Below are 16,254 nucleotides of genomic sequence, written 5' to 3' on the forward strand. Positions count from 1 at the left end.
CTTTTCGATTACCGCGTCTCACAGGCGGGCGCGGTATTCCCCCGGCGTGACGTCGAACCAACGGCGGAAGGCGCGGAAGAAGTTGCTCGGGTCGGCAAAGCCCAGCAGGTAAGCGATCTCCAGCAGCGTCAGGTTGGGCTGGGCCAGGTACTGCCCGGCCAGCTCGCGACGGGTGTCGTCGAGCAATTGCTGGAAGCTCGTCCCCTCCTCCTGCAAGCGCCGCTGCAAGGTTCTCTGCGACAGGTGCAGCGTCTGCGCCACCGCTTCGCGCTTGGGCTCGCCCTGGGGCAGCAGGCGGCAGAGCACCTGTCGCGCCTGATGAGTCACCCGGCTTTCCGAGAAGCGCGCCAGGTATTCTCCGGCGAAACGGTCGTGCAACTGCGCCAGCGATTCATTGGCGGTCGGCAGCGGCGTTTCCATGTCGGCCCGCTCGAACAGCAGCGCATAGTGTTCCGCGTTGAAACGCAGCGGCGCCTGGAAAACCTGCTGGTAGGGCTGCAGATCCTCGGGCGGACCGCCCTGGAAATCGATCTGCAACGGTCTGATCGGGCGTCCGGTGAGCCAGCGGCAGAAGGCCAGCGCATAGGCCAGCGAGGCCTCGGCGCTTTGCCGGGCCGGCGGCAGGCGGTCGCCATGGATCGCCAGCACCAGCGCGTAGGCATCGGGAAGCGGACGGAAGCTCAGGTCGGCGCCTTCGGCGATGATCCGCTGGTAACGCACCAGCCGGGCGAACCCCTCCTTCAGGGTGCGGCTGGACATCAAGGCGTAGCCGACTACATGGAACGACGCCGGCCGCACCACCTTGGCCATGTTCAGGCCGATCGCCGGGTTGCCGGACAGCTCCACCGCCCGGCGCCACAGACGGGTCATGCCATCCTGCGGGAAGCGGGCATCGGGGTCTTCCAGCGCGGCGTAGTCGAGGTCCAGTTCGGTGAACAGGCGTCGGCAATCGACACCGCCCATTTCCAGCGCCTGGACGATACCCAGGGCCCAGCTCGAGGAGGTGGTACGTTCGCTCATGGCGTCTTCTTGTTCTGTCATCCGCGCGAACAGAGCGCGGGCCTGGCGGGGAAGGATACTAAACTGGCACCTAATGTCACTGGCTTCGGAAGACAGTCGCCCTACACTCCGTCCCACAATGACAGGAGGTACGCCATGAGCCACGAAACCACCGATCGCTACACCCGCTTTGCCGACTTCTATCCGTACTACCTGCAGGAGCACAGCAACCCTGTCTGCCGCCGCCTGCACTACGTGGGCAGCCTGCTGGTGCTGGCCATCCTCGCCTATGCCATCGGCACCCAGCAGTGGCTGTGGCTGCTGGCCATGCCGTTCGCCGGCTATGGCTTCGCCTGGGTCGGCCATTTCGTCTTCGAGAAGAACCGCCCCGCCACCTTCAAGTATCCGCTGTACAGCTTCATGGGCGATTGGGTGATGCTCAAGGACGCCTTCACCGGCCGCATCCGCTTCTGATCCAGGTGTTTGTGGGAGCGCTCATTCTTCGCGAATGAATTCGCTCCCACAAAACGCCATTACCTAGCCCTCGCTACGCACTCGCTGCACCGCATTCAGCCAACCCAGGTAAAGCTTGGCGCGCTGCTCGTCGGCCATCTTCGGTTCGAAGCGCTGTTCGCGATGCCAGTGGCCGGCGATCTCCTCCAGGTCGCGGTAGATACCCGCCTGCAAGCCGGCCAGATAGGCCACGCCGAGGGCAGTCGTCTCGGTGACTTCCGGGCGCTCCACCGGCACACCGAGAATGTCGGCGAGAAACTGCATCACCCAGTTGTTCACCACCATGCCGCCGTCCACCCGCAATGCGCTGGGCGAGGCGGCGCCGTCCTGGCGCATGGCTTCGAGCAGGTCGCGGGTCTGGTAGCAGACCGATTGCAGGCCGGCGGTGACGATTTCCTTGATTCCCGTGTCGCGGGTCAGGCCGAAGATGGCACCGCGCGCCTTCGGGTCCCAGTAGGGCGCGCCCAGCCCGGTGAATGCCGGCACCAGGTAGACGCCGCAGGCATCGCCGGTCTGCACTGCCAGTGCCTCGGTCTCGTGGGCATGGCTGATCAGCTTGATGCCGTCGCGCAGCCATTGCACCGCCGCACCGGCGACGAAAATGCTGCCTTCCACCGCGTAGGTGACCTTGCCGTTCAGGCGGTAGCCCACCGTGGTCAGCAGGCGGTTCTTCGAGGTGACCGGCGTATCGCCGGTGTTCTGGATCATGAAGCAACCGGTGCCGTAGGTGCTCTTCACCATGCCCGGCTGGAAGCATGCTTGGCCGACCAGCGCGGCCTGCTGGTCGCCGGCCATGCCCAGCACCGGGATCGGCGCACCGAGCAGATCGGGCATGCAGGCACCGAAGTCGGCGGCGCAATCGAGCACTTCCGGCAACAGGCTGGCGGGGATGTCGAACAGGGCGAGCAGCTCTTCGTCCCATTGCTGGGTGTGGATGTTGAACAACAGGGTCCGCGAGGCGTTGGCGGCGTCGGTCTTGTGCGATTTGCCACCGGTCAGGCGCCACAACAGGAAGCTGTCGACGGTGCCGAAGCGCAGCTCGCCCCGCTCGGCGCGCTCGCGGGCTCCCGGTACGTTTTCCAGAATCCATCGCAGCTTCGTCGCGGAGAAATACGGGTCGATCAACAGACCGCTGCGCTCGCTGACCATCGGCTCGTGGCCCTCGGCCTTCAGGCTGGCGCAGTAGTCGGCGGTGCGGCGGTCCTGCCAGACGATGGCGTTATGGATCGGCTCGCCGGTCCGGGCGTCCCACACCAGGGTGGTCTCGCGCTGATTGGTGATGCCGATCGCCGCGATGTCCCCGGCTTCCAGCCCGCTCTGGCGCAGCGCTTCGCGACAGACATCCAGGGTCGATTGCCAGATTTCCTCGCCGTCGTGCTCGACCCAGCCGTCGTTCGGGAAATATTGGCGGAATTCCTGCTGGGCCCGGGCCACGGGCCTGCCTTCGGCACTGAAGACAATGGCGCGGCTACTGGTGGTGCCTTGGTCAATGGCGAGTAGATGCTGAGCCATGGGAGCGTCCTTATTGTTCTAGGAAGTGGAAGCCTCAGTCGCGCCCGATGGCGGCGAACCGGGCCTGGGTATGCTGTGCCAGCAGCTCGGCGGACAACTCCACCTCCAGCCCGCGCCGGCCGGCGCTGACGAAGACGGTGGGGTGCTGCCGGGCGGTTTCGTCGATGAAGGTGCGCAGGCGCTTCTTCTGGCCCAGCGGGCTGATGCCGCCCACCAGATAACCGGTGGCGCGCTGCGCGGCGTTCGGATCAGCCATGTCGGCCTTCTTCGCCCCGGCTACCTGGGCCAACGCCTTGAGGTCGAGGGTGCCGGCCACCGGCACCACCGCCACCAGCAGTTCGCCCTTTTCGGTCGCGGCGAGCAGCGTCTTGAACACCCGGGCCGGGTCGAGGCCGAGCTTCTCGGCCGCTTCCAGGCCATAGGAGGCGGACTTGGGATCATGGGTATAACTGTGCACGCGGTGCTCCGCGCGGGCTTTCTTCAGGAGATCGATGGCTGGTGTCATGTTCGAATGTGAAAATCCGACGGCGAATCCGCGTACCTTAGCCGAAAAGTCGCCAGGCGACAGCTCCCCGCTATAATGCGGCCACTCCAAGGAGCCTCTATGAGCCTAGCGCCCCGCCAACAGAACATTCTCGAACTGGCCCGCGAACGCGGTTACGTCAGCATCGATGAACTGGCCCAAGCCTTCGCCGTCACCCCCCAGACCATTCGTCGCGACATCAACCAACTGGCCGAACTGGGTCTGTTGCGCCGCACCCACGGCGGCGCGGCGAGCGAAGCCTCGAGCATCCAGAACACTGCCTATGGCATGCGCGCCGGGCAGATGCGCGACGAAAAGCAGCGCATTGCCGAAGCCATCGCCGCGGTGATCCCCAACCAGGCGTCGCTGTTCATCAACATCGGCACCACCACCGAAGCGATTGCCCGCGCCCTGCTCAACCACAAGGGCCTGAAGGTGATCACCAACAACCTGCACGTGGCCGCCCAGCTCAGCGCCAAGGAGGATTTCGAGGTGCTGGTGGCCGGCGGCACGGTACGCAGCGACGGCGGCATCGTCGGCCAGGCGGCGGTGGACTTCATCCATCAGTTCAAGGTGGACTACGCCCTGGTGGGCATCAGCGGCATCGACGAGGACGGCAGCCTGCTGGACTTCGACTATCAGGAAGTGCGCGTTTCCCAGGCGATCATCGAGAACGCCCGGCAGGTCTTCCTCGCCGCCGACTCCAGCAAGTTCGGCCGCAACGCCGTGGTGCGCCTGGGCCCCATCACCCTGGTGGACCGCGTCTTCACCGACCACGCCCCGCCCGCCCCGCTTACCCGCCTACTGGCCGAGCACAAGGTTCACCTCGACGTGGTGTGATCCGTCTCCCCCGGATCGGACACTTTGTAGGGGCGAATTTATTCGCCCGGCGTGGCCGCGTGGGCGAATAAATTCGCCCCTACAAATCCAGCCGCTCCCGTGCCCGGATAAGCGAAGTGCAATCCGGGGCCGCGTTGTCCCGGATTGCGCCGAGGCTTATCCGCTGCCTGTGGGAGGGAATTCATTCACGATAGCGGAGTGCCGCTGGGCTCCCAATCGCGAATGAATTCGCTCCTACCGGAGATTCCCATCCCTGAACGGCCGTTCGGCGCGAAACCGCGCTCGGGACTGGTCAAGTTGCGCGCATTCGACTAGCATTTTTCGAAAATGAACATTTAAAGTTCACTTTCGACTAAAAGGTGCCGCGCTCATGACTCAAAAGCAGACCCCGCCCCTTTCCGAAGTCTACGATCTCGCCGTTATCGGCGGCGGCATCAACGGTGCGGGGATCGCCGCCGACGCCGCGGGGCGCGGCCTGTCGGTGTTCCTCTGCGAAAAAGACGACCTGGCCCGACACACCTCCTCCGCCAGCAGCAAGCTGATCCACGGCGGCCTGCGCTATCTCGAACACTACGAATTCCGCCTGGTCCGCGAAGCCCTCGCCGAACGCGAAGTGCTGCTGGCCAAGGCGCCGCATATCGTCAAGCCGCTGCGCTTCGTGCTGCCGCATCGCCCGCATCTGCGCCCGGCCTGGATGATCCGCGCCGGCCTGTTTCTCTACGATCACTTGGGCAAACGCGAAAAGCTGCCCGGTTCCCGTTCCCTGCGCTTCGGCGCCGGTAGCCCGCTGAAAGCCGAAATCACCCGCGGTTTCGAATATTCCGACTGCTGGGTCGACGACGCCCGCCTGGTGGTGCTGAACGCCATGGCCGCCCGCGACAAGGGCGCCCACGTACACACCCGCACCCGCTGCATCCGCGCGCGCCGCAGCAAGGGCCTCTGGCACGTGCATCTGGAACGAGCCGACGGCACCCTCTTCTCGATCCATGCCAAGGCCCTGGTGAACGCGGCCGGCCCTTGGGTGGCGCGCTTCATCAAGGACGACCTCAAGCAGCAATCGCCGTATGGCATCCGCCTGATCCAGGGCAGCCACATCATCGTGCCCAAGCTGTTCGACGCCGATCACGCCTTCATCCTGCAGAACGAAGACCGCCGCATCGTCTTTGCCATTCCCTACCTGGATCGCTTCACCCTGATCGGCACCACCGACCGGGAATACCAGGGCGACCCGGGCGAGGTGAAGATCAGCGACGAAGAAATCGAATACCTGCTGTCGGTGGTCAACGCCCACTTCAAGAAGCAGGTGGGCCGCGGCGATATCCTGCACACCTACGCCGGCGTCCGTCCGTTGTGCGACGACGAATCCGACGAACCCTCGGCGATTACCCGCGACTACACCCTGGCGCTGTCCGCCCATCCCGGCGAAGCGCCGCTGCTGTCGGTATTCGGCGGCAAGCTGACCACCTACCGCAAGCTGGCCGAGTCCGCCATGGGCCAGCTCGCTCCGTACTTCCCGAACATGAAACCGAGCTGGACAGCCAGCGCACCGCTGCCCGGCGGCGAGCAACTGGAAAGCCCGGCGGTGCTGGCCGACGCCCTGTGCAACCAGTTCGGCTGGCTGCCCAACAGCCTCGCCCTGCGCTGGGCCAGCACCTACGGCAGCCGCGCCTGGCGCCTGCTGGAAGGCGCCCACGGCATCGCCGACCTCGGCGAGCACCTGGGCGGCGGGCTCTATGCACGGGAAGTGGAATACCTGTGCCAGGAAGAATGGGCGATGGAGAGCGACGACATCCTCTGGCGCCGTACCAAGCTCGGCCTGTTCCTCACCCCATCGCAGCAGGCACGCCTGGAACAGTACCTGCGCGAACGCCCGGACCATCCGCGGGTGGATGCGGCTTGATGAGTGAGGGGTAAAAGCGTGAGGGGTGAGGAGGTGCAACGCCCCTCACCCATAACGCCTCACCTCAACTACAACCGCGCCAACCCCACCGCCTGCCGATGCGCGTTCAGATATGGAAGGACCGCCGCCAGCAACGGTTCCTTGAAGGCTTCCTGGAAGCGATGGGCCAGGCCGGGGATCAGTTTGAGTTCGGCGCCCTTGATGTGCGCGGCGACGTGGACGCCGTGCATGACCGGCAACAGCGGATCGGCGGTGCCGTGCACCACCAGGGTCGGCACGCGCAGTCGGTTCAGCAGTTCGACCCGGCTGGGCTCGGCGAGGATGGCGAGCAACTGGCGCTGCACGCCTTCGGGGTTGAATGCGCGGTCGTAGGCCTGGGCCGCCTGCTGCAGCAACAGGGCGCGGTCGTCGCTGACTTCCGGACTTCCCAGCGCGGCGAGCAGGTCGGCTTGTTGCTCGATGGCCACTTCGCGGCTGGGGGCTTCGCGGCGGGCAAGGAGTTGCAGCAGCGCCTGGCTCGGTGCCGGCAGGCCCTGGGCGCCGGAACTGGTCATGATCAGGGTCAGGCTTTGCAGGCGCTCCGGGGCCTGGTCGGCCATGTGCTGGGCGATCATTCCGCCCATGCTCGCACCCAGGACGTGGAAGCGCTGGATACCCAGGCGGTCCATGAGGTGCAGGGCATCGTCGGCCATGTCGCTCAAGCGGTACGGCGCGCTGACCGGGAATCCCAGGCGATAGCGCAGCACTTCGTAGGTCAGGTTGATCGTCGGCGCGCCGTGCGTCCAGGCGGAGAGGCCAACGTCGCGGTTGTCGAAACGAATCACCCGGAAACCCTGCTCGCACAGGCGCGCAACCACTTCATCGGGCCAGTGGATCAATTGGCCACCCAACCCCATGACCAGCAGCAAGGCCGGATCGTTCTCCCGGCCGATGCTCTGGTAGGCCAGGCGCACCTCGCCCAGGCTCACCGTTTCGGTAGGTACACGGACATCGCAACGAGAAGCCGCCAAGGTCGGCAGGCCGCACAGCAGCGCGGCCAGAAGCAGCAGCACACGCATCATCGAAAACACCAGAATGCAGAACCCCAGTTGACCGCGATTCTGATGACTTCCGTTCGCTCGTGCTGCCACAAAACCATGACAGTTTGATGAAGATTGCCCAGGCGGGGCTCGCAGGATGGGGCGCCAGCCCCACCCTGCGATGTGCTCCAGGCGTCAGGCCGCCTTAGCCTTGCGTGCCCGCAGTTGCCGCGCCGCCGCCACCATGTTGGCCAATGCCGCTTCGGTTTCCGCCCAGCCACGGGTCTTCAGGCCGCAGTCCGGGTTGACCCACAAGCGTTCGGCAGGGATGCGTTCGGCGGCTTTTTCCAACAGCGCGACCATCTCCGCACTGTCCGGCACGCGCGGTGAGTGGATGTCATACACACCCGGCCCGATCTCGTTGGGATAGGCGAACCCTTCGAAGGCCTCCAGCAGTTCCATCTGCGAGCGCGAGGTCTCGATGGTAATCACGTCCGCATCCATGGCAGCGATTGCTTCGATCACGTCGTTGAACTCGCTGTAGCACATGTGGGTGTGGATCTGCGTCTCGTCGCGTACACCGGAGCTGCACAGGCGGAACGCGTCCACCGCCCAATCCAGGTACGGGCCCCAATCGGCCTGGCGCAGCGGCAAGCCCTCGCGGAAAGCCGCTTCGTCGATCTGCACGATGCGAATCCCGGCGGCTTCCAGGTCCAGCACCTCGTCGCGAATCGCCAAGGCCAGTTGCCGTGCCTGTACCTCGCGCGGTACGTCGTCGCGGGGGAACGACCACATCAGCATCGTCACCGGTCCGGTCAGCATACCCTTCATCGGCTGGTCGGTCAGGCTCTGGGCGTAGCGGATCCACTCGACGGTCATCGGCGCCGGACGGCTGATGTCGCCGTAGATCACCGCCGGTTTGACGCAGCGCGAACCGTAGCTCTGTACCCAGCCGAAGCGGGTGAAGGCGTAACCGTCGAGTTGCTCGGCGAAGTACTCGACCATGTCGTTACGCTCGGCCTCGCCATGCACCAGCACATCCAGGCCGATGCGTTCCTGGAAGGCCACCGCCTCGCGGATTTCCGCCTGCATCGCGGCGCGGTAGCCCGCTTCGTCCAGGGTGCCCTGCTTGAAGGCCTGGCGCGCCTGGCGGATCGCTGCAGTCTGCGGGAAGGAGCCGATGGTGGTGGTGGGAAACGCCGGCAGGTCGAGGTGCGCCCGCTGCTGCCCGATACGTTCGGCGAACGGCGCCGCGCGACGGCTAACGGCCGGCGTTACCGCCGCCAGGCGTGCCTGTACGTCAGGCTTGTGGATGCGCGGCGACTGCCGGCGGCTGTCCTGCACGCCACGGTTGTAGGCCAGTGCGGCGCGCACTTCGACGGCATCCGGCTCGTCGACCGCACGGGCCAGCAACGCCACTTCGGCGCACTTCTGCACGGCGAAGGCCAGCCAACTGCGCAGCTCTTCGTCCAGTCGGTCCTCACGGGCGAGGTCCACCGGGCTGTGCAGCAGCGAGCAGGACGGCGCCACCCAGAGCCGTTCGGCGAAACGCTCGGCGGCCAGGCGCAGCGGTAGCAGCGCCTGCTCCAGATCGCAGCGCCAGACGTTGCGGCCGTTCACCACGCCGAGGGACAGCACCTTGTACGACGGCAGGCGGTCGACCACCGCGGTCAGTTGTTCCGGGCCGCGCACCAGATCGATGTGCAGGCCATCCACCGGCAGGCTCACCGCCAGGCCGAGGTTGTCGCCCAGGCCGCCGAAATAGGTGGCGACCAGCTTCTTCAGCGGCGCGTATTGCAGCAGGTGATAGGCCCGCTCGAACGCGCTGCGCCAAGCTTGCGGCAGGTCCAGTACCAGGATCGGCTCGTCGATCTGCACCCACTCCACCCCTTGGGCGGCCAAGCGGCCGAGGATTTCGCCGTAGAGCGGCAGCAGGCGGTCGAGCAGCTCCAGCTTGTCGAACGCCTCCCCCTTGGCCTTGCCGAGCCAGAGGTAGGTGAGCGGGCCGAGCAGCACCGGCTTGACCTTGTGCCCCAGCGCCTGGGCTTCGGCCACTTCTTCGAAGAGCTGCTCCCAGCTCAATTGGAAGCGTTGGTCACGGCTGAACTCCGGCACCAGGTAGTGGTAGTTGGTATCGAACCACTTGGTCATCTCCTGCGCCTGGGCACCGCCGCCGCAGCAGGAACGGGACACGCCACGGGCCATGGCGAACAGGGTCTCCAGAGTGGCCTTGCCGCCGGCCGGGCGGAAGCGTTCCGGGATCACGCCGACGGTCAGCGAGTGGGTGAGCACCTGGTCGTACCAGGCGAAGTCGCCCACCGGCAGCAGCTCGATGCCGGCGTCGCGCTGTACCTGCCAGTGCGCGGCACGCAGAGTGCGGCCGGTCTCGCGCAGGCCGGCTTCGTCCAGTTCGCCCTTCCAGTAGGCCTCCAGGGCTTTCTTCAGCTCGCGGTCGCGGCCGATGCGGGGGAATCCGAGGGTGTGCGCCAAAGCCATGAGTTCGATCTCCGTGTTCGTGAATGGCGCTCATTGTCGAGAGACCATTTGAATGAGACAAACTCAAGTTTTTCTCTTTCCAATCAAATTTTTCTCATGGAACAGTTCGCTTGTTTCCCTTCACCGCACTATTCGCCCATCACTTTGCCAGCACGCCTCGACAGGCCAGTGGCCATTGCGCCACACTTGCCCGGCCAATGAGCGCCACTCATGCAGCCTCTTCAATGACTCGGACGCGCAGGCCACGCGCCATACGGGTCTCGCTCTTCATGGCCAACCGGAGCCCGGCATGCTGGAAATACGTCACCTGAAAACCCTTCATGCCCTGCGCGAATCCGACAGCCTGGTGGAGGCCGCCGAGCGCCTGCACCTGACCCAGTCGGCGCTGTCCCACCAGTTCAAGGAACTCGAAGAGCGCCTGGGTATGCCGCTGTTCGTGCGCAAGACCAAGCCGGTCCGCTTCACCAGCGCCGGGCTGCGTCTGCTGCAATTGGCCGACGCGCTGCTGCCGCAACTGCGCAACGCCGAGCGCGACCTCGCCCGCCTCGCCGGCGGAACCGCCGGACGGCTGCACATGGCCATCGAATGCCACAGCTGCTTCCAGTGGCTGATGCCGACCATCGACCAGTTCCGCGACGCCTGGCCGGAAGTGGAACTGGACCTCGCCTCGGGCTTCTCCTTCGCCCCGCTGCCGGCGCTGGCCCGGGGCGACCTGGACCTGGTGGTGACCTCCGACCCGCTGGAGCTGGCCGGCATCACCTACGTGCCGCTGTTCACCTACGAGATGCAACTGGCAGTAGCCAACCAGCATCCGCTGGCGAACAAGCCCTACGTCGCTCCCGAAGACCTGGCCAGCGAAACCCTGATCACCTACCCCATCGAACGCGATCGCCTGGACATCTTCACCCGCTTCCTCGACCCGGCCGACGTCGAGCCGGCGCAGGTCCGGACCTCGGAACTGACGGTGATGATGATGCAACTGGTGGCCAGCGGGCGCGGCGTCTGCAGCCTGCCCAACTGGGCGCTGCACGAATACAGCTCGCGGGGCTACGTGACCGCCAAGCGGCTCGGCGAGAAATCGCTGTACGCCACGCTGTTCGCGGCGATCCGCGCCGACATGCTGGACGCGCCGTTCATGCGCGACTTCCTCCTCACCGCCAAGGACACCTCCTTCGCCACCCTCGAAGGGGTCAGCGCGGCGCGGGGCTGAACCTGGCCTGGCGATTCGGGGGGATCGCCGCCGGGAACCGAAGCCATGTGTCAGACACACAAGGCTAGGCCCATCCATTCAGTCATCCCTCCCTCCATGAACATCATTCATCCGCTCACCACGGCTTCCGCCTCCATCCTTCGTCCCGAGGCGTCCGCTGAATCGGCTACCCATGTTCACCAGGGGCGCCTGGGGGACGAGCAGGTGGAAGTCGGCACTTCACGACAGACACCGGACCCTGTTGCCGGCACGCCTCCATCCCACTCGGGGCCGCCGCCGTCTCATAGGGCTATCGATGTAGCCCCCGCCTCGCAACACGAAATCGAGGCGATGAACCTTGGCCAGACCGCCTCGCCATCTGCTTCCAAAGGCATCAAGGACCGGTTCCTTTTCCTGTTCAAGAAAACCGACCTGGCCGCCGCCGTGGGGCAGTTCAACAACCGCGAGTACCTGGCCAACGAGCGTCAGCTCGCTCACCTGCCGGCATTCAAGCAAAGCGTGCAAGCCCTGCACGATGCCTGCCAGCACCCGGACATCCCGGCATCCATGCGCAAGGAAATGAGCACCGTAACCCAAGGGCTCATGCACAAGATCGACCGGATCGCCCAGGACAGGTCCATGGGCTACCGTACCGCGGCGACCATGCTGTTCAGCCTGGCCAACGTCGGGCTGGCGCTGCTACCCACCCTGACCGCTCACAAGAACAAGGACAACCAATACTTCGCCCTGCTGGTGGCCGGCTACACCAAGACCCTGTGCATGCTGACGGGGATCGCGCTCAGTCGCACCGCCGACCATCGCTCCCATGGCCTGCATATCCAGGAACGGCATGTGCCCTACCTGCCGCCGAACCTGCCCTATGCCGTCAGCGCGTTCAACGAAAAAGCCAAGGCCTTCGAGGAACACAATCCCATCCTGTTCCACTCCATGGCGGCCACTTTCACCGCCTCCGTGTTCGTAATGTCGTCCGCACCGCATCTGGTCACAAAGCCTCTGGCGGCCATCGGCGAGAAGATCAAGAACCTTTTCCAGAAGCCCGCTGAGCAACCCCAGGAACAGGCCCGGATAACCGCCGAGCTGAGCGTGGATATCAACGACCTGCTGGACGCCGTCAATACCCAGCACAGTGCGTTCCGACAGCGGCGAAACCAGTTCGAGGGCGCAGGCAAGGAGCTGAACGACAGCCTCAATCTGCAACTCAGCGAGATCGACTCCGCCACCGAGCAGCTCGCCAAAACGGCAAGCGGGATTCTCGACCCCAGCCAAGAGGGGACCTCGCAGCCCCACGTCAAGAATGACGACCTTGCACAAAAGATGGCCTTCGTGGGCATTGCAGGAGCGCTTTGCCTGAGCTCCGCTGCCACCTATTACGATGAGCCCGCCGGCCTGGTCGATCTGGGGATGGATGCCGGCCTGACCGTTTTCGAGCTGGCCAAGACGGCCAGGAACCCCAACGAAAATACGCAGCAGGCGGCCAGCAAGTTCGCCAGTTACTCCGGCCTGTCCCCACTATTGCTGCCCTTCGGCATTCTCAACAAGGTCACACATTTCACCGACAACACGGCGGGGCTGGTCGCAGGCACCGTGTTCCTCACTGCCTGCAACCTCACGCTGCCCCGCCCCGGAGGCGAAGCGCTAGCCAGCGCGGTGGTCAAGCTGATCAACGCCTTGAAAGGCACGCCGAACGAGCCGGAAGACCTTGAGCAAGGAGTGGTCGATAGTGGCCGCTTCACCGAAATCACCGATGATCCGCTTGCGCAGGCATCGCCGACTCACAACGACGCCGCCCAGGAAGCCGAAGCCTTTTTCGATGCGCAACCGACCTTCGAGCCAGAAGGCGATGAAGAGTGGTCATCCTCCGCAGGAGACCTGTCGGACCGAAGCGAAGACTTCGAAACCGCACCCCCCAGCCCCGCGCAGGAGCAGGAAAACAGCGCGCCGTCCCGCAACCAGGGAGGCCGCCCGGCATGAGCCAGCCGCAGCAAGAGTTCGTCAATCTGATCACCCAGATCATGGAGCGCCTGGGCATTCAGTCCTTCGACACCCAGGCCACGTCCTATCGCTTCAGCTTCGCCAATGAGCCGGCCATCTTCCTCTGCTACCGCGGCGAAGGCTGGGCGGAACTGGTGACCGGCGCCGACAGGCTCACCGACGACCCACGCCGGAAAACCGCATTGGCCTTGCTGGAACTGCAGGGCCAGCAGCCAAACCCGGCATTCTGCCTGGCCGCCGACAAGGAGAGCGGTGCGATCAGGGTGTTCCATCGCTTCCGCTTCGCGCAATACCGCGCCCTCGACATCCTCGACACCCTCAAGGCCCTGCGGGTCTTTGCGGGCCAGGTGCGGGCGGTGATCGATCAAGCAGTGCCGCCAGCCGGTAGTGCGACGAGTGATGGTAGCGAGCGGTTCAAGCTCAACCCCCATTTGAGGCTGCAGAACTGGTAGCGGCGAGCCGCAGCCGATGCCTCAGTGCCGCCCGTTGGTCGCCCGCCGCACCAGATAGAAGCCGAGCAGCGCCGCCACCGCGGTGCCCGCCAGCAGCAGGTTGAGCTGGCCATGCGGAGGGCTGCGCCAGCCACCATCCACCCGGCGTTCGCCCAGCGGCGGATGGAACAGGTTGCCGGACGACGCCGGCGAACGGTCCGCCTTCCCCAGGGCGAAGTGGGTCGCGCGGCCGATCAGCGACTCGAAATGCGGTACCAGGAAATGGGCGAGCCGGATCAACCGCGCACTGGAGCCCACCGTCACGCTGCGGCGCGGCCGTTGCGCCAGGCTGACCATGGCCTCGGCGACGCGGCGCGGATCGTAGACCGGCGGGATCGGCTGGATGTTGTGGCCGGTGTAGTTGCCGGCATCGCGAAAACCAGGGGTATCCATCACCGCCGGGTAGACATCGCAGATATGGATGTGCGGCCACTGGGTCAACTCGCCGCGCAGCGCTTCGGTGAACCCGCGCAGGCCGTACTTGGCAGCCGCATAGGCGGCCGCGTAGGGATGCGCCACCCAACTGCCGAGGGACAGGGTGTTGATCAGCACACCGGCCTGTTGCTGCTTGAAGTACGGCAACACCGCGTGGGCGCCGCGCAGGTAACCGAGCAGATCGGTCTGCACCACCTGTTCGTGGGCCACCAGGGGCGTCTCGTCGAAGGCACCAACGGTACCGATGCCGGCGTTGTTCACCCAGACATCGATGCGGCCGTCGCCGAAGGATGCCGCGCTGTCGGCGAGCCTGTGCACCGCCTCGCTGTCGGTGACATCGGTGGGCACCGCCAGCGCCCGCGCCCCGAGTGCCTCGCATTCGGCCACCACCTCGTCCAGCGCCGTCTTGTCGCGTGCCGCCAGCACCAGGCGGGCGTGCCGCTCGGCGAATGCCAGCGCCGCCGCCCGGCCGATACCGCTCGAAGCTCCGGTGATCACGATCAGGGCATCTTCCAGTGTGTTAGGGGTCACGGTCCCATCCTCCGCATCAAACCCATCAGTAAGGCTGACACTGGATGCTTCGGATCATTCCCCCGCCCCGCCGAGCGGTGCGGCCACCACTCAAACCATCGCCAGGGACCGTTTGCGCGCCGGTGGCGGGAAGGCGGCGTCGATGATCGCCAGCTCCTCGGCGGAAAGAGCGAGCCGCGCCGCACCGGCATTGAGGTGCACGTGCTCCACCTCCACCGCCTTGGGAATCGCCAGCACGCCGGGTTGGTGCAGAGCCCAGGCCAGCGCCACCTGGGCCGGCGTGGCCCCCTGGCGCCGGGCCACCTCCAGCAGGGCGGGATGTTTCAGCAATGCGCCGCCCTGTCCCAGCGGGCAGTAGGCCATGACCGGCATGCGCCGTGCCTGGCACCAGGGCAGCAGGTCGAACTCGATGCCCCGCTGCTCCGGGTTGTAGAGCACCTGGTTGGTGGCGCAGGCGGCATTGTCCAGCTCCTCCATGTCGTCCAGGTCGAAATTGGAGACGCCCCAGCGGCGGACCTTGCCCTGCTCGCGCAGCCGCTCGAAGGCTTCCACGGTTTCCGCCAGCGGATACTGACCGCGCCAGTGCAACAGGTAGAGGTCGAGATAGTCGCAACCGAGCCGCCGCAGGCTGCGCTCGCAGGCCGCCGCCACGCCGCTGCGGCTGGCGTTGTGCGGATAGACCTTGCTGACCAGGAACACCCGTTCGCGGCGCCCCTGGATGGCCTCGCCGACCACTTCTTCGGCGCCGCCTTCGCCGTACATCTCGGCGGTATCGATCAAGGTCAGCCCCAGTTCGAGGCCCAGGCGCAGCGCCGCCACTTCGCGCGGGCGCTCGGCGGGGTCCTCGCCCATGCGCCAGGTGCCCTGGCCGATGGCCGGGGCCTCTGCGCCGTCCGGAAAAACGATGGTCTGCATGTCGTGTCCTTATGTTGTGTATTCACTCCTGCCACGGATCATAGGTACCGAAGCTCCACACGTGGCCTTCCGGATCGCGGCAGGTGAAACCGCGCCCGCCATAATCCTCGTCCTTCAACTCGATGACGACATCGGCGCCGGCGGCCTTCGCCTGGGTATAGAGCGCATCGGCGCTGTTGACCACCACGTAGACGCTCTGGGTCCCCGCTCCGCCGGTCTCGTCCGGCTGCGCCATCAGCCGGCCGTATTCGCTGTCGGCCACCGAACCCAGCATCACCATGCCATTGCCGAATCCAAGCTGGGCATGGGCGATGCCGCCCTGCTCGTCCGGCACCACCATCAGCGCCTCGAAGCCGAAGGCCCGTTGCAACCAGTCGATGGCGGCCGGCGCATCGCGGTAGCGCAGGCAGGGGATCAGGGCGCTGCGGGTGTTCTTCGCGAGCTGGGTCATGTTTCCTCCTGGGCGAGCCTGTCAGATTCGGCAACCTCAGCGTAGCCCTCGCCTTTCCACTCGATGAGGCAGAAACCGTGGCCGAACGGGTCGGCAAACGTCGCCAGACGTCCGTACGGCTGCGACAGCACCTCGCCTTCGAGCCGGGCGCCGGCCTCGAGCGCACGGTGGACGGCGGCGTCCAGGTCCTCGACGACGAAATCCAGGTGCACCGGCGTCCAGTGCCGCCGATAATCGCGCCGCTGCCCGGGGCAACATGCCGTACCGTCGGCCTTGGCCAGCAGGTAGACTGGCGCCGCCGCGCCGAGCAACTCCGCGACGCTTCCCTCGAACAGCAAACGCCCCAATCGCAAGCCCAGGGCCTGCTCGTAGAAACGGATGGCTTCCGGGAGGTCGTTCACATCGATGTTGACCAGTAGCTCCATTG

General features: G+C 65.7%; 15 protein-coding genes. 6 read left to right on the forward strand and 9 right to left on the reverse strand.

What is annotated here, in order from left to right:
* Positions 1-18 precede the first annotated feature (18 nt).
* Entirely contained in the window at positions 19-1,020 is a 1,002-nt protein-coding gene (locus tag PIN01S_RS06120; RefSeq protein WP_084334405.1) for an AraC family transcriptional regulator, read from the reverse strand.
* Positions 1,021-1,155: 135 nt separating this feature from the next.
* On the opposite strand from PIN01S_RS06120, the gene PIN01S_RS06125 reads away from it, so the two are divergent.
* Entirely contained in the window at positions 1,156-1,473 is a 318-nt protein-coding gene (locus PIN01S_RS06125; RefSeq protein WP_084334406.1) for an Mpo1-like protein, read from the forward strand.
* A 63-nt stretch (positions 1,474-1,536) separates the two neighbouring features.
* Here PIN01S_RS06125 and glpK read toward each other — a convergent pair whose 3' ends face one another.
* Together glpK and ybaK are read right to left on the reverse strand one after the other, a co-directional pair.
* Positions 1,537-3,024 (reverse strand): glycerol kinase GlpK, encoded by a 1,488-nt coding sequence (gene glpK, locus PIN01S_RS06130; RefSeq protein WP_084334407.1) that lies wholly within the window; start codon positions 3,022-3,024, stop codon positions 1,537-1,539.
* A gap of 34 nt (positions 3,025-3,058) precedes the next feature.
* Complete coding sequence (ybaK, locus tag PIN01S_RS06135; protein ID WP_084334409.1) at positions 3,059-3,529, reverse strand: Cys-tRNA(Pro) deacylase; 471 nt, start codon at positions 3,527-3,529, stop codon at positions 3,059-3,061.
* A gap of 99 nt (positions 3,530-3,628) precedes the next feature.
* On the opposite strand from ybaK, the gene PIN01S_RS06140 reads away from it, so the two are divergent.
* Both PIN01S_RS06140 and glpD read left to right on the forward strand, forming a co-directional pair.
* Positions 3,629-4,387: a DeoR/GlpR family DNA-binding transcription regulator gene (locus tag PIN01S_RS06140; RefSeq protein WP_084334411.1), complete on the forward strand. Its 759-nt coding sequence runs from the start codon at positions 3,629-3,631 to the stop codon at positions 4,385-4,387.
* 370 nt (positions 4,388-4,757) lie between these two features.
* Positions 4,758-6,287, forward strand: a complete 1,530-nt coding sequence (gene glpD, locus PIN01S_RS06145; protein WP_084334413.1) for a glycerol-3-phosphate dehydrogenase — start codon at positions 4,758-4,760, stop codon at positions 6,285-6,287.
* Between the two features lie 68 nt (positions 6,288-6,355).
* Here glpD and PIN01S_RS06150 read toward each other — a convergent pair whose 3' ends face one another.
* Together PIN01S_RS06150 and metE are read right to left on the reverse strand one after the other, a co-directional pair.
* Positions 6,356-7,345 carry an alpha/beta fold hydrolase gene (locus PIN01S_RS06150; RefSeq protein WP_084334472.1) on the reverse strand — a complete coding sequence of 330 codons (990 nt, stop codon included), beginning with the start codon at positions 7,343-7,345 and terminating at the stop codon, positions 6,356-6,358.
* Between the two features lie 156 nt (positions 7,346-7,501).
* Positions 7,502-9,802 (reverse strand): 5-methyltetrahydropteroyltriglutamate--homocysteine S-methyltransferase, encoded by a 2,301-nt coding sequence (metE, locus tag PIN01S_RS06155; protein ID WP_084334415.1) that lies wholly within the window; start codon positions 9,800-9,802, stop codon positions 7,502-7,504.
* Between the two features lie 289 nt (positions 9,803-10,091).
* On the opposite strand from metE, the gene metR reads away from it, so the two are divergent.
* The 3 genes from metR to PIN01S_RS06170 all read left to right on the forward strand — a co-directional run bounded on the left by metR (position 10,092) and on the right by PIN01S_RS06170 (position 13,456).
* Positions 10,092-11,012 (forward strand): transcriptional regulator MetR, encoded by a 921-nt coding sequence (metR, locus tag PIN01S_RS06160; protein ID WP_084334417.1) that lies wholly within the window; start codon positions 10,092-10,094, stop codon positions 11,010-11,012.
* Positions 11,013-11,342: 330 nt separating this feature from the next.
* On the forward strand, positions 11,343-12,983 hold the full coding sequence (locus tag PIN01S_RS06165; RefSeq protein WP_084334419.1) for a hypothetical protein: 1,641 nt from the start codon (positions 11,343-11,345) through the stop codon (positions 12,981-12,983).
* Positions 12,980-13,456: a hypothetical protein gene (locus PIN01S_RS06170; protein ID WP_084334421.1), complete on the forward strand. Its 477-nt coding sequence runs from the start codon at positions 12,980-12,982 to the stop codon at positions 13,454-13,456. Before PIN01S_RS06165 ends, PIN01S_RS06170 begins: the two co-directional genes overlap by 4 nt.
* A gap of 21 nt (positions 13,457-13,477) precedes the next feature.
* Here the strand turns inward: PIN01S_RS06170 and PIN01S_RS06175 are convergent, their stop codons facing one another.
* The 4 genes from PIN01S_RS06175 to PIN01S_RS06190 form a co-directional block, all read right to left on the reverse strand.
* Entirely contained in the window at positions 13,478-14,461 is a 984-nt protein-coding gene (locus PIN01S_RS06175) for an SDR family oxidoreductase (protein WP_084334423.1), read from the reverse strand.
* A gap of 90 nt (positions 14,462-14,551) precedes the next feature.
* Positions 14,552-15,376 carry an aldo/keto reductase gene (locus tag PIN01S_RS06180; RefSeq protein ID WP_084334425.1) on the reverse strand — a complete coding sequence of 275 codons (825 nt, stop codon included), beginning with the start codon at positions 15,374-15,376 and terminating at the stop codon, positions 14,552-14,554.
* A gap of 22 nt (positions 15,377-15,398) precedes the next feature.
* Entirely contained in the window at positions 15,399-15,827 is a 429-nt protein-coding gene (locus tag PIN01S_RS06185; RefSeq protein ID WP_084334427.1) for a VOC family protein, read from the reverse strand.
* Positions 15,824-16,252, reverse strand: a complete 429-nt coding sequence (locus tag PIN01S_RS06190) for a VOC family protein (protein WP_084334429.1) — start codon at positions 16,250-16,252, stop codon at positions 15,824-15,826. Before PIN01S_RS06190 ends, PIN01S_RS06185 begins: the two co-directional genes overlap by 4 nt.
* Positions 16,253-16,254 lie beyond the last annotated feature (2 nt).

This window comes from Pseudomonas indica NBRC 103045, assembly GCF_002091635.1.
Taxonomy (GTDB): Bacteria; Pseudomonadota; Gammaproteobacteria; order Pseudomonadales; family Pseudomonadaceae; genus Pseudomonas_M; species Pseudomonas_M indica.